General features: G+C 39.4%; 15 protein-coding genes and 1 pseudogene. 7 read left to right on the top strand and 9 right to left on the bottom strand.

Translation table 11 applies throughout. The annotated features are described in order from the left end of the window. The first annotated feature begins 266 nt into the window (after positions 1-266). On the top strand, positions 267-1409 hold the full coding sequence (locus AACZ87_RS09820; protein WP_339866781.1) for a hypothetical protein: 1143 nt from the start codon (positions 267-269) through the stop codon (positions 1407-1409). Between the two features lie 6 nt (positions 1410-1415). Further along, complete coding sequence (locus tag AACZ87_RS09825) at positions 1416-3203, top strand: hypothetical protein (RefSeq protein ID WP_339866783.1); 1788 nt, start codon at positions 1416-1418, stop codon at positions 3201-3203. A gap of 171 nt (positions 3204-3374) precedes the next feature. Here the strand turns inward: AACZ87_RS09825 and AACZ87_RS09830 are convergent. From AACZ87_RS09830 to htpG, 3 genes and pseudogenes are all read right to left on the bottom strand, one after another. Next, positions 3375-3485: pseudogene (locus AACZ87_RS09830) on the bottom strand (Rrf2 family transcriptional regulator); the annotation flags it as partial. A gap of 237 nt (positions 3486-3722) precedes the next feature. Next, positions 3723-4109, bottom strand: a complete 387-nt coding sequence (locus AACZ87_RS09835; RefSeq protein WP_339866785.1) for a hypothetical protein — start codon at positions 4107-4109, stop codon at positions 3723-3725. Positions 4110-4758: 649 nt separating this feature from the next. After that, positions 4759-6645 carry a molecular chaperone HtpG gene (gene htpG, locus AACZ87_RS09840; RefSeq protein WP_339866787.1) on the bottom strand — a complete coding sequence of 629 codons (1887 nt, stop codon included), beginning with the start codon at positions 6643-6645 and terminating at the stop codon, positions 4759-4761. Between the two features lie 176 nt (positions 6646-6821). Here htpG and AACZ87_RS09845 point away from each other — a divergent pair, with 176 nt between their 5' ends. Then, entirely contained in the window at positions 6822-7487 is a 666-nt protein-coding gene (locus AACZ87_RS09845; RefSeq protein WP_283412197.1) for a heme exporter protein CcmB, read from the top strand. Positions 7488-7526: 39 nt separating this feature from the next. Here the strand turns inward: AACZ87_RS09845 and AACZ87_RS09850 are convergent, their stop codons facing one another. Continuing rightward, entirely contained in the window at positions 7527-7919 is a 393-nt protein-coding gene (locus AACZ87_RS09850) for a PIN domain nuclease (RefSeq protein WP_339866789.1), read from the bottom strand. After that, on the bottom strand, positions 7916-8110 hold the full coding sequence (locus AACZ87_RS09855; protein WP_339866790.1) for a type II toxin-antitoxin system VapB family antitoxin: 195 nt from the start codon (positions 8108-8110) through the stop codon (positions 7916-7918). Before AACZ87_RS09855 ends, AACZ87_RS09850 begins: the two co-directional genes overlap by 4 nt. Before the next feature lie 212 nt (positions 8111-8322). On the opposite strand from AACZ87_RS09855, the gene ccsA (AACZ87_RS09860) reads away from it, so the two are divergent. The 4 genes from ccsA (AACZ87_RS09860) (at position 8323) to ccsA (AACZ87_RS09875) (ending at position 12317) form a co-directional block, all read left to right on the top strand. Beyond that, entirely contained in the window at positions 8323-8997 is a 675-nt protein-coding gene (gene ccsA / locus AACZ87_RS09860) for a cytochrome c biogenesis protein CcsA (protein ID WP_339866792.1), read from the top strand. A 3-nt stretch (positions 8998-9000) separates the two neighbouring features. Continuing rightward, on the top strand, positions 9001-9243 hold the full coding sequence (locus AACZ87_RS09865) for a CcmD family protein (RefSeq protein WP_339866793.1): 243 nt from the start codon (positions 9001-9003) through the stop codon (positions 9241-9243). A gap of 106 nt (positions 9244-9349) precedes the next feature. Continuing rightward, entirely contained in the window at positions 9350-9766 is a 417-nt protein-coding gene (locus tag AACZ87_RS09870; RefSeq protein ID WP_339866794.1) for a cytochrome c maturation protein CcmE, read from the top strand. Between the two features lie 28 nt (positions 9767-9794). Continuing rightward, entirely contained in the window at positions 9795-12317 is a 2523-nt protein-coding gene (gene ccsA, locus AACZ87_RS09875) for a cytochrome c biogenesis protein CcsA (RefSeq protein WP_339866796.1), read from the top strand. A 97-nt stretch (positions 12318-12414) separates the two neighbouring features. On the opposite strand, the gene AACZ87_RS09880 is transcribed toward ccsA (AACZ87_RS09875), so the two are convergent. The 4 genes from AACZ87_RS09880 to AACZ87_RS09895 all read right to left on the bottom strand — a co-directional run bounded on the left by AACZ87_RS09880 (position 12415) and on the right by AACZ87_RS09895 (position 16695). Next, positions 12415-13941 carry a GH3 auxin-responsive promoter family protein gene (locus AACZ87_RS09880; protein ID WP_339866798.1) on the bottom strand — a complete coding sequence of 509 codons (1527 nt, stop codon included), beginning with the start codon at positions 13939-13941 and terminating at the stop codon, positions 12415-12417. Next, positions 13941-14678 carry an LPS export ABC transporter ATP-binding protein gene (gene lptB / locus AACZ87_RS09885; RefSeq protein ID WP_283412189.1) on the bottom strand — a complete coding sequence of 246 codons (738 nt, stop codon included), beginning with the start codon at positions 14676-14678 and terminating at the stop codon, positions 13941-13943. The genes AACZ87_RS09880 and lptB overlap by 1 nt, the downstream gene beginning before the upstream one ends. 1 nt (position 14679) lies before the next feature. Continuing rightward, complete coding sequence (gene recJ, locus AACZ87_RS09890; protein ID WP_339866800.1) at positions 14680-16404, bottom strand: single-stranded-DNA-specific exonuclease RecJ; 1725 nt, start codon at positions 16402-16404, stop codon at positions 14680-14682. Between the two features lie 102 nt (positions 16405-16506). After that, entirely contained in the window at positions 16507-16695 is a 189-nt protein-coding gene (locus AACZ87_RS09895) for a hypothetical protein (RefSeq protein WP_339866801.1), read from the bottom strand. Between the last annotated feature and the right edge of the window lie 30 nt (positions 16696-16725).

Genomic DNA, 16725 nt, shown 5'->3' on the forward strand with positions numbered 1-16725 from the left:
AGATATTTCGGGTAATACCCTAGCGTGGTACTAGGCTTTTATAAATATGAAATACACTAACTGTAATCAAATTAGAGAATTGGTAACATTTTCATATTTCTGCAAAAAACCTGCTATTCAGACCTAATCTAGACGAAAATACAAAGGAGAAAATAATCTTATTCTACTCAGAGATTTATGAAATAATTTTTAGGTTAAAAGGCTTTCAAATTCCTTTAAAATGCTCTTATTTCACTAGAATTATTTGAATACTAATTCTTCTGCTCTTGATTAAGCCCCAAATTTTCAGCAGTTCAGCATTTACTAGAGTATTACTATGCTGTATTGTTGCCTTTATACTAATTCAACATTCCTCTCTTGCTCAGAGGAATGATTACATCGTTATTCGAGAAACGACATTCACCGAAGGTAAAGTGAAAGATCTACCTTCCGACAGCAACACTTCAGTTTATTTCAGACGCGTTTCCAAGGAGGAATTTAAAAAGTACACCATCGATGAAGTGGATGAATTTATGGTGAATCAGAGAAAATTCTTCAAGAAACAGATCAACATTGGAACCAGTGTAAAGGAGGTTTATTTAGAATTGATTCCGCAGGAGGTTGAAGAATTGAAACTTTGGAGTTTAAACCAAGATAATCCTCAATACTTTATTGAAAAAGAAGGAGAGTTGATTCACCTAAACGAATCTTATGCGGAAATTTTAAGCGAGCAGTTATCGAACCCTGAATTAGGCCCTCTGTTAGATATCACCAAGCTCCAATGGTTTGACTTAACTTATCTGCTGGCTAATGCAAAAAGGTATAAGACTCCTAGGACCTATACTAGACTGCTTAGCTTTACACCTTATGGAGGAGTGAGTTTTGTGGAAAATAAATTCGTGCTTCCAGCCAGTCGCTATGAAGCTACGGTAACTGGTGTAGGGATGACGCTGGGATTTAATATTGAACTATTCTTAAACTTCAAAAGAAATATATCTCTCAGTCTTAGCCCTAACTGGAATAGTTTCAATAATCAAGAATTCCGCGAATACAGCTATGCTAACTTTCAATATGAGTCGGATATTTACATGGAGTATTCATTTATTCAGGTACCAGCTTTGATCAAATACTACATCGATATCAGCCCAAACAAATGGAGAGCATACATAGAAGCTGGGTACGTTTTTTCTTTAAGTGACTATAAAAAACTAGGGATTTATGAAGCGCAAAAAGACGAAGGTACAATTACTACAACTCAAAAAGATTTCACTCTACCTGACCAGCTCCATGGTTATGAATTTGGAATCGGTCTAATCAAATATTTTGAAAAAGATAAAGGAATCGTGTTAGGAATGAGAAGCACTCATGTGAAAGATCGAGCAGCTGGAAATTTAAGCTCAACTAGTGCATTTATTGGCTATAAATTTTAACTAGATATGAAAAACACAACTCATCTTATCTGGATTTGCTTCATGATTTTTGTTTCCTGCCAGCAGGAGGAAATGGTCACTTCGAGAAACTACCCCTTTGTAATCAGCCTCGGAACCCACACTATTGATGGTACTGGAGCGAGCGTGGATTTTGAGGTTTTAGATGAGGGCAAAATAGCAATCACAAGTTATGGTGTGGAATATTTTGAATCATCTGAATTTCAAACGGGAAACAATACCAATCCAATATCCATCATTGAAAAAACTGGTATACCTTCCAGCGAAATAGAAACTATAAGGATAGATTACGACCTGATTGTAGGTAAAGAATATATAGCGAAGCCTTTTGTAAATGCAGGAAACGTTACGGTATATGGTGAATCCTTGTTATTTAATAGCAAAGGAATCAAAGCGCCAGAAATCAAGGCTGTTTCTGATTCCATATTGATGGGATCAACAGAACTCACTATAACAGGTGATTATTTCAATTCCAGACTAGAAAATAACCAGATCGAAATACCGGGCCTTGAGGACTACTTCAAAATAGAATTGTCAAGCGTAACTAGATCTGAGATAAAATTCAAATTGAAACGAACCTATCTTGCCTTCCCTTTTTCAGAAAGAAAATACAGTCTCAGGCTTACTAGTGGAGGAAAAACTATCGTATTAACAGATTATTTTTCGATAGGCTATCCGTCTATAGAGTCAATCTCCCCATTAGTTGGCTATGTTGGAGATGAAATCAAGGTTAAATTTAACGCTAAGACATACTTAGAAAATACCTACCTATATTTAAATTATGGAGCTTATCCATCAGCTGTATACCCAATCGAGCCAATTAGTAATGATGAATATGTTTTACTAATTGACAATCTACCGCCTGGCAAATACCCCATTACCCTTACCAATAATGAGTTCATATTCGAATATCCTGATCAACTTGAGGTACTAAGCAGCTGGGAAGTTTATAAAAACAGCACCAAGATTCCTGCAGACCTTTTAAATTACAGGACATTTATAGTCGGTGACAAGCTTATTTATTGGAAAGAAGGTTACGGGGATTTTCAAGAAACTTACATTTATGATCTTAAAGCTGACTATGTACAAAAAATTGATCCTAAGCCAAATAACACGATTGAAAAAGGGTCAGTAGTAACGGCTGCTGCCCAAGGTAGGTATTTATACTATGGACTGGGAACTTCTGGTAACTTTGGAAATGTCACTAATCACAAAGATTTCAGCAGGCTGGATCTAAACACAGGAAAGTGGGAAAATTTACCGCAATTTCCAATGGAGGATAGTAGGGCATATCGATCTTTTGAATATATGGGTAAGATAATGGTGGGACTGCCTGCCTATGAAAACTTCTATGTTTTTGATCCGCAAAGTATGACGTGGAGTGAGAGTCAATATAAGAACCCAGAAATATTGAGGTATTCAAATTATCAATTGGTTGTGAAAGACGAATACATATATTACATGATTGGTAGCTCCGAAAATGAAATATATAGGCTCAAATTAGGAGAACAAGCCGAGTTAATAGCTACCAGCTATTGGGCAAACACTACTCCTAAACTAACTATCCAAGGGAACAGTTTATTCTTGACATACTGGACTTCTTCAATATTTGAAATAAACTTAGAAACCAAAAAGAAAAAACCTATACAAGCCCTATCCTATACACCCTATTCAGAGGGTATTCCTTGGGGAAGCTCTGAAGGATTTCTGTTTGCATTTCTACATGATGGTGGGAACGTCAAAATCGATGAAAAAATCTATAAACTTAAACATTAAATCCAAAACTCATTTTAAAAAACAAAAAACCATTAATTCCGAGTATTTTGCCAATAAAGGCCAATGTGTGTTAAATCATTTCCACACTTCTCTTTACAAATGCAGTCAGCTCTTTACCTATTAGCAAACCTTGGGAAAGAAACGCCAAGTCAAATCTCTAATCACTTACAGAGAAATCCCATGCTCTTCGGCGATCTCTTGGATCAACACGGTTTTCTCATCCTTATGTCTTCCAAGATAAGTCAGGGCATGTAGGGCGTATTTGGTCTTTTTAGAAAGCATATACAAAAATAAGCTATTTATGCCAATACCCTAGCGTGGAACTAGGCTTTTATAAATATCACAAAAAAAACGGGTATGAATCCATACCCGTTTTAATATTTACAATGAATCGCTCCTAATTAAAGCAATTCCACACTTCGCTTTACATATGCGGTCAAGCCCTTAAATTGGTATTTTATCAGTACACCTACTCAAGGAAATTACAAAACAAATTAGAATACTTCCCAATTTCAATCACTACTGGACTCTCTTGAACTTCTCGGCGCATCCTTCATCACAGTTCGCCGGATCTGGAGTAAGTACCAATCTGTTATCTTCAAAAGAAACACCATAAACTAGTTGAAATTGAACATCCGTGCAATTAAAATCAATGGTCAAACTATCAGCTGTTTCAAAATATGTACCGTTGCAAGAAAATCTATTTGAAAGGAGAATATTATCCTCCCCAAAAGAATAGGTATATCCATTTTCTATGGAAACCCAATTACCAGCTCCTCCATCGCTTCCATAGGATTCAATCAGTTGCCATGTGCCTTGGACTGAATCAACTCCTTGCGGTACACCAACATCGCTACATCCAGCAAAAGGAAGTAAGAGAGCCAAAACTATAATTATATATTTCATAAGTTTGGATTTTTAGTCTATAATAATATGATGCGTTTCCTCTTCATCACTCTTAAGCATGATTTTTTAATACATACCTGCCTTTTTTCACTTTCGATATACTACAATCGATTTTCTGTTTACAAGTCCTTCTAAGATAAGATATCCGCTAATCATTACTGTCTTCAAAATGCTGAGGAACAGAGTTTACGGGCGTTCCGAAGATTTCTTGACCAAATGCAGAAAATACGAGGGAAAGCAACAAAGGAATAAGAAGAAATTTCATTGCAGAGGGGAAATAAGTAAAAAACAGATTTTTATTTAAAAAGTGAATCTTTAGCTATAAAACTAAATTTACCCCCCTATTATTAAATCCAAATTTTAGTTTAAAAATTTATATTGATTTTAGTTAAATAACTGACAATCAATACGTTTAATTTAGTTCAGGCTTAAATACAATTTATAACACCTTATTATTCATTTATTTACGGAAAAGCAAAAACATGTTATCACACAACGTAAAACTAAATTTGAATGAACTAAAATTAAAAATCCCCAACTGCAAGGCTGGGGATTTTGGTTTTGGATAAAATGTTGAAACCCTTCGAAAGACTGGTTTTTCAGGGTAACAAAACCTCCGAGGTCGAAAAGACCTCATAGGTTAAGGAAATTAAAGCAATTCCACACTTCTCTTCACAAAAGCAGTTAGGTCTTTACCGGTTAGCAAGCCTTGCGATAAAAGAGCTAGATCGAATGACTGCTTAGCAATCTTGATCTTCTCCTCTTCAGTTTCAGCTTTCAAGACTTTGTCCACCGCAGGGTGATTTCCGTTGACCGCTACTTTGTAAGCGTCAGGAAGCGATCCGTAGAAGCCCATTCCTCCGCCGCCAGTTGCTGCCATTTCCTTCATTCTGCGCATGAATTCCTCCATGGTGATCGTCACCGGAAGCTCCTCAGGACTCAAGCCTTCCACTTCTACTGTGTACGTCTTGTTGTTGATCGCTTTGTCGAAGATTTCCTTCACTTCTTTGCTCTGATCTTCAGTGAGCAAGTTGGCGTAAGTCTCATCTTTCTGAATCAGTTTCTCAGCCACATCTGCATCAACACGCTTCAGCTGCGTTTTCTCAAGCTTAGATTCCAAGTTTTGGATAAAGTGACTGTCAATCGGAGAATCCATCACCAAGACATCGTAATCTTTCTTGTTGGCAGATTGAATAAAACCATCCTGCTTTTCCAAATCAGTAGCATACAAAATGACCGTTTGCTCATTCTTATCCGTTTGAATTGGCTTTACTTTAGACTGGTATTCTTCGATCGTGAAGAATTCGCCATTTGTATTTTTAAGTAATGCGAAGTCTTTCCCTTTCTCGTAAAATTTCTCCTCAGAGATCATTCCGTATTTCACGAAAAGTCCGATATCCCCCCATTTTTGCTCGTAAGCCGTTCTATCTTTTTTATAAAGCTCAGCAAGCTTATCCGCTACTTTCTTCGTGATGTACGAGTTGATTTTTTTCACGTTGCTATCCGCCTGCAAGAAGCTTCGGGATACGTTCAGTGGAATATCCGGAGAGTCAATCACCCCATGAAGCAACATCAGGAACTCAGGAACGATGTCTTTCACTTCGTCTGTGATAAACACTTGACGGCTGAATAATTTGATCTTGTTTCGCTGAAGTTCAAATTCATTTTTCACTTTCGGGAAATACAACACCCCCGTCAAGTTGAATGGATAATCCACATTCAAATGAATCCAGAAAAGTGGATCCTCAGACATTGGATATAGCTCCTTGTAGAATTTCAGGTAATCCTCATCAGTCAGATCACTTGGAGACTTAGTCCAGATCGGAGCAGTAGTATTAATAAAGTTGTCAACTTCTACTGACTTCCATTTCTTCTCGCCTTTGTCATCCACTCCATCTTCTACAGATTCGGTTTTAGTACCAAATTTGATCGGAACAGGAAGGAACTTCGCGTACTTGTCCAAAATTCCCTGAAGCTTCCATTTGTCCAGGAATTCCTCAGAATCTTTATTGATATGAAGGGTAATAGTCGTCCCGCGCTCTTTTCTCTTTCCTTTGGAAATTTCGAAAGAGGTAGAACCATCACAAGTCCACTTAGCAGCTTCTGCTCCTTCTTGGTATGAAAGTGTATCAATTTCTACAGTATCAGCGACCATGAATGCCGAATAGAAACCTAAACCAAACTTACCGATGATCTCATTGGCATCTTTAGCGTCTTTGAATTTCTCGACAAATTCCTCTGCTCCGGAGAATGCCACCTGGTTGATATACTTTTTAATCTCCTCAGCAGTCATCCCAAGACCATGGTCAGATATGGTAATGGTTTTCTTTTTCTCATCGAAACTTACATCCACCGTAGTGTCACCAAGTTCGCCTGTGTACTGACCTAATGTCGCTAAACGCTTAATTTTTTGAGTCGCATCGACTGCGTTAGAAACGAGTTCTCTTAGAAAAATCTCGTTATCAGAATAGAGAAACTTCTTGATAATTGGGAAAATGTTCTCGGTATGGATCGAGATCGTGCCTTTTTCCTGCATGGCTATAAATTAGTTTAGTTAAACACAATGTTTGTCGGGCACAGAATTGCAACTGTTGTTCCAAAGGAGAATTGATGTCAATTTGGCAGAAACGAAAGTCAGAAATCAAAAGTGAAAAATCTGAAATTTCACGATTTTAGATTTCTCACTTCATACTTCTGACTTACCTTTGGGCGATGTGGAAAGAAATCTCAGTTCTGATTAGCAAGGAAGTCACCTTAGAGTGGCGACAGAAATTCGCGCTGAATGGGATTTTGCTTTATGTGGTTTCGGCAGTTTTTATCACGTATTTAAGTGTAGGAGCTAGAGAGGGGAATATTTCAGAACCCACTTGGAATGCCTTGTATTGGATCATTATTCTGTTTTCTGCTGTGAATGCAGTTGCCAAAAGCTTTGTCCAAGAACATCAAGGTCGTCAACTCTATTATTATATGATTGCTTCTCCTGAATCAATCATCCTTTCTAAAATAATCTATAATACCGGTCTAACTCTCATACTAGCACTTCTGGGCTATGGAGTTTTTTCAGTGATCTTGGGAAATCCAGTTCAGGACCAAGGCTTATTTATCCTGAATTTAGTTTTGGGTGCTTTAGGCTTTTCAGCAAGTTTGACGATGGTTAGTGGAATTGCTTCCAAAGCAGGGAATAATGCAACGCTAATGGCGATTCTTAGTTTTCCAGTAATTATCCCGATTTTGCTTATGGCCATCCGCATTTCCAAAAATGCGATGGACGGATTAGATTGGAGTGTAAGTATGGATTATCTTTTTACACTTTTAGCGATCAATGCGATAGTTGCCGTGACAGGATATATTCTGTTTCCTTATTTGTGGAGATCGTAGTCTTCGCCATTCGAAATTCATCATTCATTATTTAAAATTTCAAAAAATCGACCTCAACCCGAGATGATCCACAAAAGGTTCAAAATCTTTGTCGTTGTGTAAGAGTTCAATTTCAGATTTGATGCAAAAAGCAGCAATGACAGAATCGATTGTTTTGCGGATTGTAACTCCTCTTTTCCTCAATAGCCTAAAATTCTCAGCGCTTGCAATCGCTATTTCTTTTCCTCCTAAATTGAAGAAATGTAAATCTTCAAAAAAGGCTTTTGCTTCCCTAAAGTTTTTGTCAGCGGAGAAACCCTGAAGGACTTCCGTCATAATCAAATCACCTGTGCATATAAATTCTGTTCCTAGTGACCTATCTAAAAAATCTGTTTGCACATTCTCTTGCCCGTTGAAGTAATCTATCCAAACAGAAGAATCCACCAAAATCATGAATCGATTCTCATTTTATCCAAATCACCTTCCCATTCCATTTTACCGCGAAACTCTTTGATTCGTTTCTGCTTTTTCAACCTAAGAATTAACCGCAAACCTTCTTCTACAGTGGCCTTTTTTGTAGTCAAACCAGAAGCCTTCATGGCCTCATCCATTAACTTTTCATCTATTTCAATATTCGTTCTCATAATGTGTACGATTTCACTAAATATACACATAAAAATAATTTTACTGTCAAGCATTAATTCTTTCCAGAGAAAGTCTGAGATAAATAAGAATGCTTGAAGTTCTGTAGATCTCGTAAATCTAATATCCTAAATCCCCTCAAAAGACTTCACAAAAAGCACCGTTTTCAGGAACTTATGACTTATTTTTGCACTTGAATTAGCAAAAATGCCCTATGCGCCAATCCTGGTGGAAAATTCTTGCAATCGCCCTGCTGCTGTACACGCTAATCGCAGGCTTGCTGATGGAAGCACCTCGACTTCCTATCCTCAACGAAACAATCCGTGCTCTTCACTTTCACGTGACCATGTGGTTTGGAATGATCTTGATGCTGGTAGCCGCAGTCTATTACAGCATCAAATACCTTCGCACCAACGACATCAGACATGATGATATGGCTATTGAGTTCACCAACTCAGCCATTTTATTCGGTGTATTAGGAATAGTTACCGGGATGCTCTGGGCCAAGTTTACCTGGGGAGATTACTGGAGTAGTGATCCCAAGCAAAATGCTGCGGCCATTGGGATACTAATGTATTTCGCATATTTAGTGTTAAGAAATTCTCTTTCTGATTCTCAGCAGAGAGCTAGAATCGGAGCCATCTATAACATTTTCGCATTCGCTGCTTTTATTCCCCTTATCTTCGTATTGCCAAGATTAACAGACAGTTTGCACCCAGGAAATGGTGGAAACCCCGGCTTCAACGCCTACGACCTGGACTCCAAGCTTCGTGCAGTTTTCTATCCCGCTATTATTGGATGGACACTTTTAGGTAGCTGGATCGCAACTGTACGCGTCAGAATGCGTAGGGTGGAGAGGACAATTGAAGACAGAATGATTAATTCCTAGTTCATGAAAAAATTACTAACAATAGCTCTTTTGGTTTTCAGTCTTTCTGCTTTGGCACAAGAGAAAATTCCTGTGACAGAAGCTGACTACTCAAATAATTCAGTGGAAATGGCAGACGTCATGCGATCCAATGGTAAAATCTACGTGTTGGTAGGAGTAATCGTGATCATATTCGCTGGAATCACGGTGTACCTTATCAGTACAGATCGTAAGATAAGCCAACTTGAAAAAAATCTTCATTCCTAAAATTATAAGTAAATGAAATCGAGCATGACTGAATAGTCACACACTAAGGGAAGAGTATTCACCTAGCGAGATTCCATATGACCATTGAAAAAACAATTATAACCATATGAAAACAGGACATATAATAGGTTTAGGAATTATTGCGGTAGCCATTGTAATCATTATGACTTCCATCGGTGATGCAAGTAGCTACGAAAGCTTCACCACTGCCAAAGAAATGAAGCAGGACGGAAACGACAAAGCAATCCACGTAGTCGGACAGCTGAAAAAAGACGCTACTGGAGAAGTAACTGGTCTGAACGTACGGGAAGATAAAGTTTCTTTTACCTTCATGTTGGTTGACAATGAAGGAGTGGAGCAGGAAGTATTTTACAATGAGCCAGTACCAGCAGATTTCACCCGCTCAGAATCTGTAGTAGTAATCGGTTCTTATAAAAATGATGAAATTTTCATTGCGGATAAGATACTGATGAAATGTCCTTCTAAATATCAGGAAACTGAAGTGCAGGCGGCAGGAATGTGAGTTTAAGCTCAGTTAGAATAAAAAATCCATGATCAATACCTTTATCGGTAATCTTGGCCACTTCATGACCATAGTGGCCTTTGTCAGTGCTCTGACTACCGCATACGCTTACATTCAGTATTTCCGCGCAAACGAACTAGAGAAAGCCAGCTGGAAAAGATTCAGTAGAATCAGTTTCGCAGTTCATGGCATTTCCGCAGTGATGATCGCTGTGTCACTTTTTGAAATTATCTACAATCACCGTTTCGAGTATTTCTACGCTTATTCGCACAGTTCAGAAGCTCTTCCGGTTCATTACATGATTTCCAGCTTCTGGGAAGGTCAAGAAGGAGCTTTCATCCTTTGGATATTCTGGAATGTAGTGCTAGGGACCATCCTGATTTTCACAAATAAATTCTGGGAAGCTCCTGTAATGATTGTATTTGCGCTAGTTCAGGCATTCTTGGTTTCCATGATTTTGGGCGTGGTGATTGGTGATTTGAAAATCGGTAGTTCTCCATTCATTTTGTTGAGAGATGCTACTCAGGCGCCAATTTTTCAGATGAATCCTGACTTTGTACCGGAAGATGGAACAGGGTTAAATCCGCTTTTGCAAAACATCTGGATGGTAATTCACCCTCCAACACTATTCTTGGGTTATGCATCCACTTTGGTTCCTTTTGCATTCCTGATGGGTGGATTGGTTACCAAAAAATACTCTGAATGGATTCGTCCAGCGTTGCCTTGGGCCATTTTCTCCGCTATGATACTTGGAATGGGAATCATCATGGGGGCTTACTGGGCCTATGTGACGCTGAACTTTGGAGGATATTGGAATTGGGATCCTGTGGAAAATGCCGTGTATGTACCATGGCTGATTTTGGTTGCTGCTATTCACTGCATGATCACTTTCAAGAAAAGTGCTACTGCATTGAAAACCTCGATTGTCTTAGTAATCATGACCTTTATTCTGGTTCTTTACGCTACATTCTTGGTAAGATCTGGCGTATTGGGCGATGCTTCAGTTCACTCATTCACTGACCTTGGACTTTCCGGTCAATTGCTGATCTACATGCTATTCTTCCTTGTGGTAGCTGTAGTTCTTTGCGTAATAAATTGGAAACACATTCCAACTTCTGAGAAGGAAGCTTCTGTTTACTCCCGTGAATTCTGGGTGTTTATCGGAGCGACTACCCTTGCTTTGATGGCATTTCAAGTGATACTTCCTACTTCTATTCCAGCCTGGAATGCAATGGTGGAAAGTTTCGGAGGCATATCCAATATGGCTCCTCCAGCCGATCAGATTGAGTTTTACACCAAATTCCAGCTTTGGTTTGCAGTAGCGCTGGCTATGCTCACGGCTGTTGGACAATTCTTCTGGTGGCAAAAAATGGATAAGAAAGCGTTGAAAGAGGCGCTCTTGACTCCTTATATTATTTCAGTCCTGCTTTCGGCAGCTATTATTGTCCTGGCCAAAGTTTATGACTGGCAGTACATCATTATAGTTCTTGCAGGCACTTTCACCATCACTGCCAACTCAGTGATTTTAGCCAAAATCCTAAAGAAATCAACTTTCAAACTAGCAGGTGGTTCTTTGGCACATATTGGTTTGGGTATGATTCTAATAGGTATCATGTTTAGCTCTGGGTATTCAGATACCATTTCCATCAACATGTCTGGCCTCACTTATAGCAATAGCTGGGAAGATGAACTGAACAAGGAGCATGTGTTGCTTTGGATCAATAAACCAACTCAGATGAAGGACTATACGGTGATTTACCGTGGTCGTCAGAAGAAGGTAAAAGGTATCTCAGAATATGTTCCTGCCAAGATTTTGGAACCAACAGGAAAAGTAAATGAAGCCCTCGCTTTGGAGGACTATAAAGATCATTTCAAGAAAGGCGATAAAGTAGACATCGTCTTGGAGGAAAATGACTATTTCCAGATCGAATATTATCAAAATGAAGTATTGAAGTTTTCACTTAGCCCTATGTCTCAGTTCAATGAAGGCATGGGTGGATTGATTTCTTCACCAGCGTCCAGGATCTTTATCGACAAGGATCTATATACATATGTAGCCGCCATGAATGATTCTGAGGATCCGGATTGGAAAGAGGATGAGATGTATGAAGTCGCTCCAGGGGAACAGTTCCATGTGGCAGATTACGTCACCTATTTCGATGGTGCAGATGTGCTCGAAGAACTTGACGGATATGTGCTTCAAGAAGGTGATGTGGCTGTAAGAGCTAATCTTAGAATTTTGGATTACGATGTGGAAAAACTACTGCAGCCAACCTTCATTATTCGAAACAATCAAGTCGGCAAGCTTCCAGTGATAGATAATGAGCTAGGAATCAAAATTAGTCTGGAAAACATCCTACCTGAAGAAAACAAGTTTGTTTTCAAAGTGAACCAGTACCAAAAAGATTACGTGGTGATGAAGGCTATCGTGAAGCCTTATATCAACATACTTTGGATTGGAACAATCATCATGCTTGTTGGATTTTCGGTAGCGATCTATAGAAGATTTGACGAGTTCAAAAAGATGCGGGATAAGGGATTGGAAGTTTGAAATCGGAAATCTTAATTCTGAACTCAAAAAGACTAAGCTAGAAGAATAACAGAGCCCAGTGATAATTCACTGGGCTCTGTTAGTTTATACTACTAAGTTAAACTTCCTGAAGCATTCCTAATATCTCATCCAAATATTCTCTTGAATTGGAAAGTCGTGGCACTTTGTGTTGTCCTCCTAGCTTTCCTCTTTTCCGCATCCAATTTTCAAATAATCCAAGCGGAGCATGATGGATTATAGGTTCTATCAATGCTAGTCCCTTGTGACGCTTTGCATCGTAATCTGAATTGATTTCCCGCAAATGCTCATCTAAAAGTCTATTGAACTTTTCTGGATCCGAGGGGCTCTTTTGGAACTCTACGATCCATTCATGGGCACCTTTGGATCCAGTGCCATCAAAATACACCGGGGCAGCTGTAAAATTAGAAATCATAGCGTCGGTCTGCTCAGCTGCAAATTGGATCGCTTTTTCAGCATTTTCTACAATCACTTCCTCTCCGAAAGCATTGATAAAATGTCGTGTCCGCCCGGAAATCCTGAATCTATAAGGTGAAGTGGAAGTGAATTTCACCGTATCACCAATTTTATATCGCCAAAGTCCACCGTTAGTAGTTATCACTAAAGCATAATTCTTACCAACTTCTACTTGAGACAAAGGAATCACTTCTGGATTTTCATTATCCCACTCTTCCATGGAAATAAATTCATAGAAAATCCCATAATCCAACAACAGTAATAACTCATCAGAATCTTTCTGATCCTGAATCCCAAAAAATCCTTCCGAAGCATTATAGGTTTCCATATAACGCATCTTTTCTGAAGGAATAAGCTCCTTGAAAAGACTTCTATATGGCCCAAAAGCAACCGCACCGTGGAAGAAAATCTCAAGATTTGGCCAAACTTCTGTAATGTTCTTGGCTTTCTTGAGCTCCAAGACTTTTTGCAAAAGAACAATAGTCCAAGTAGGAACTCCAGCCATGCACGTCACATCTTCATCCATGGTTTCGCGAGCCATTTTTTCAATTTTGGCTTCCCATTCTCCCATCAAAGCAGTTTCCTTGGATGGAGTTCGGACAAAATACGACCAAAATGGTAGGTTCTCCATGATCACCGCAGAGATGTCTCCAGCTCTTGCAGTTCCTTGAGGATTCAGTGGGTTGTTATCAAGAGTTCCACCTATGGTTAATGTCTTTCCGGCAAACATTCTGGAGTCAGGATAATTGGCCATGTAAAGCGCCACCATGTCCTTTCCTCCTTTATAATGACATTCTTCCAGGCTTTCATGTGTCACTGGAATGTACTTGCTACGACTTGCAGTTGTTCCTGATGACTTAGCAAACCATTCTATTTCCCGATTCCATATCACATTATCCTTTCCTTCCATCGTCTTATCGATGAATGGCTTGAAGCTATCGTAGTTTCTTATAGGTACTCTGCGTGCAAAATCTGCATAGGACTTTATCTCCGAAAATCGATGCTCAACTCCAAAATCTGTATTTTTTCCAGCTTCCAAAAGCTCCTTAAAAATTGCCTCCTGAACAGCAATTGGATTGTGCTTGAAATTTTCGATTTGACCAAGACGACTCCTAAAAATCCAGGTCATAAAGGAATTCAGAACCGCCATTAATTAAAAACTTTTCGTTTCAACTCGAAATTAGATCCTAAATACACTTTTCTCACTTGCTCATCGGCGGCAAGTTCTTCCGCCGTTCCAGCCTTTAGCAACTTACCTTCAAACATTAAGTATGCTCTATCAGTGATGGACAAAGTCTCATTCACATTGTGATCAGTGATCAAAATACCAATATTTTTGGTTTTTAGCTTTGCAACGATAGTCTGGATTTCCTCCACAGCAATGGGATCCACACCTGCAAAAGGCTCATCCAACAGCACAAATTTCGGGTCAACAGCCAATGCTCTAGCGATCTCAGTTCTTCTTCTTTCACCTCCGGAAAGTACCATTCCCAAATTTTTGCGTACGTGAGTTAAGCTGAATTCCTCCAGAAGGCTCTCTACTTTTTCTTTGCGTTGTTGCTTTGGCATTTTGGTCATTTCCAAGACAGCCATGATATTTTCTTCTACCGAAAGTTTACGAAAAACCGATGCTTCCTGAGCTAAATATCCTATTCCCTGCTTTGCTCTGCGGTACATAGGAAGACTGGTGATATCATCATTTTCGAGAAAAATTTTACCCTCATTTGGCTGAATCAAACCTACAATCATGTAAAATGAAGTGGTTTTCCCAGCTCCATTAGGGCCTAAAAGTCCTACAATTTCACCTTGGCTTACCTCCACAGAGATGTCATTCACCACCCGGCGACCTTTGTAGATTTTTACTAAATGTTCGGCTCGAAGAATCATATCAATCAAATTTGATGTCTTTCACGTAGAGTTGCAAACTGCTTTTATCGCGAAATACATTTTCTCTCATTTCAGCAACTATATCAAATCGCATTTTTCCGCGAAGCATATTTACGGTGGTCAAGTCAGGATCTTTGGTCCGATCTGCCATTCCAAATCCCAGACAAACCGGTGTAGTCACCTGCCCATCCTGTACTATTTTGAACCTCAGATGCTTATCCTTTAAGACTGTCACATCTTCCGCGTAAACATTTGAGATTCGGAAAATCGGCTCTGTATTTCCTGGACCAAATGGCGCCATTTGCTTCAAGATATTATAAAACTTGTAATTAATCTGATCTAAAAGCAATTCATCGTCAACCTCTATCACTGGCTTGCGATGAACTTCCTCGATTCTACTCTTCACCACCGCTTCAAATTTCTCCTGAAATGCAACAACATTCTCCACGGGAAGCGTCAAACCAGCCGCATACATGTGCCCGCCAAATTGGTCAAGTAAATCCGAACATTCCTCGATTGCTTCGTAAATATTAAAGTCCACAACCGATCTCGCGCTTCCAGTTGCCTTTCCATTTGACTCGGTCAAAATAATGGTCGGTCTGTAATATTTCTCAATGCAACGACTAGCTACAATTCCAATGACTCCTTTATGCCAATCTTCCTTGAAGAGGACTGTGGAATTCCACTCTACTAATTCCTCCCGGGAAGCAATCATTTCAAAAGCTTCCTTAGTAATATTTTCGTCAAAATTCCTTCGGGTTGCGTTCACTTCATCCACGACTTTGGCTCGCTCCATGGCGCCTTCTAAGTCTGAAGAAATGAGTAATTCCACCGAAGCTTTTGCATGCTCGAGTCGTCCGGACGCGTTAATTCTCGGACCGATTTTGAAAACCACATCAGAAATCCCAATGTCCTTTTCGAGATTGCTACTTAGCATTAATGCCTTCAATCCTGGACGTGGGGTATTATTCAATCGATCCAGGCCGTAATAGGCAAGAATTCTGTTTTCTCCTGTAATCGGAACTATATCGGCAGCGATACTCACCGCAACCAAATCCAAATAAGCGTCCAACTGGGAACTTTCCATCCCGCGCTTTATGGCAATCGCCTGAATCAGTTTGAATCCAACACCTGCACCACTTAATTCCTTATATGGGTAATCGCAATCCTTACGCTTGGCATCCAAAACTGCAATAGCAGCTGGAAGCTCCTCGCCAGGCGTATGGTGATCACAGATAATAAAATCAACACCTAATTTAGTAGCCAAAGCCACCTTTTCTATTGCCTTGATCCCGCAATCGAGCGCGATAATCAACTTAATATCATTATCGGCAGCGAAACGAACGCCTTTCTCAGAAATACCGTAGCCCTCTTTGTAGCGATCTGGAATATAAAATACCACATCAGGATAGAAGGTTTTTAAAAATCCATACATCAGCGCAACTGCAGTCGTGCCATCTACATCATAGTCACCATAGACCATAATCTTTTGCTCCTTAGCAATGGCTTCCTGAATTCTATCGACAGCCTCCGTCATATCCTTCATTAGAAAAGGATCGTGAAGCATCACTAAGGAAGGGCGGAAGTAACTCTTCGCCTGCTCAAAACTCTCCACCCCTCGGTTTATCAGCATATTGGCCAACGTCGGATTGACATTGATCTCCTTGCTCAGCTGATCTATCGCTGTTTGAGAGGTTTTGGGCTTTTGTTTCCAGAGGTACTCCATGAAGCTAATTTAGTAAACTAAGTTTCTTGTGATTTTATAATTAAAAGTATTGGTTCTATAATCGGCTATAGTAGCCTAAAAGTTTACTCGGAAGCAAAAAATCTAGCTTTTTGCCTTTTTGTATTTCCCCCAAAAATAGGCCGGGAAAATAAGTGCTTTGAGTTTCCAATCATTTTTCTCAGACAATGTCAGGCTGGAGTCCTCATGCACAGCGCGATACATTTTTCCTGCAAAAAAACAATGCCCAATCAGCAAGACAAAAACGACGGCGTAAATAATCAGTTCGGTCATTTGGGGAAAAGGGTTGTAAAGTTTTAAAGT

Source organism: uncultured Algoriphagus sp. (assembly GCF_963974365.1).
Lineage (GTDB): Bacteria > Bacteroidota > Bacteroidia > Cytophagales > Cyclobacteriaceae > Algoriphagus.

Coding starts and splice junctions, on each gene's coding strand:
- recJ (WP_339866800.1), bottom strand. CDS start 16,404: ATGGAGTACCTCTGGAAACAAAAGCCCAAAACCTCTCAAACAGCGATA.
- AACZ87_RS09855 (WP_339866790.1), bottom strand. CDS start 8,110: ATGAGAACGAATATTGAAATAGATGAAAAGTTAATGGATGAGGCCATG.
- AACZ87_RS09850 (WP_339866789.1), bottom strand. CDS start 7,919: ATGATTTTGGTGGATTCTTCTGTTTGGATAGATTACTTCAACGGGCAA.
- AACZ87_RS09870 (WP_339866794.1), top strand. CDS start 9,350: ATGAAAACAGGACATATAATAGGTTTAGGAATTATTGCGGTAGCCATT.
- AACZ87_RS09865 (WP_339866793.1), top strand. CDS start 9,001: ATGAAAAAATTACTAACAATAGCTCTTTTGGTTTTCAGTCTTTCTGCT.
- AACZ87_RS09880 (WP_339866798.1), bottom strand. CDS start 13,941: ATGGCGGTTCTGAATTCCTTTATGACCTGGATTTTTAGGAGTCGTCTT.
- ccsA (WP_339866796.1), top strand. CDS start 9,795: ATGATCAATACCTTTATCGGTAATCTTGGCCACTTCATGACCATAGTG.
- AACZ87_RS09825 (WP_339866783.1), top strand. CDS start 1,416: ATGAAAAACACAACTCATCTTATCTGGATTTGCTTCATGATTTTTGTT.
- AACZ87_RS09835 (WP_339866785.1), bottom strand. CDS start 4,109: ATGAAATATATAATTATAGTTTTGGCTCTCTTACTTCCTTTTGCTGGA.
- AACZ87_RS09895 (WP_339866801.1), bottom strand. CDS start 16,695: ATGACCGAACTGATTATTTACGCCGTCGTTTTTGTCTTGCTGATTGGG.
- htpG (WP_339866787.1), bottom strand. CDS start 6,645: ATGCAGGAAAAAGGCACGATCTCGATCCATACCGAGAACATTTTCCCA.
- ccsA (WP_339866792.1), top strand. CDS start 8,323: ATGCGCCAATCCTGGTGGAAAATTCTTGCAATCGCCCTGCTGCTGTAC.
- AACZ87_RS09845 (WP_283412197.1), top strand. CDS start 6,822: ATGTGGAAAGAAATCTCAGTTCTGATTAGCAAGGAAGTCACCTTAGAG.
- lptB (WP_283412189.1), bottom strand. CDS start 14,678: ATGATTCTTCGAGCCGAACATTTAGTAAAAATCTACAAAGGTCGCCGG.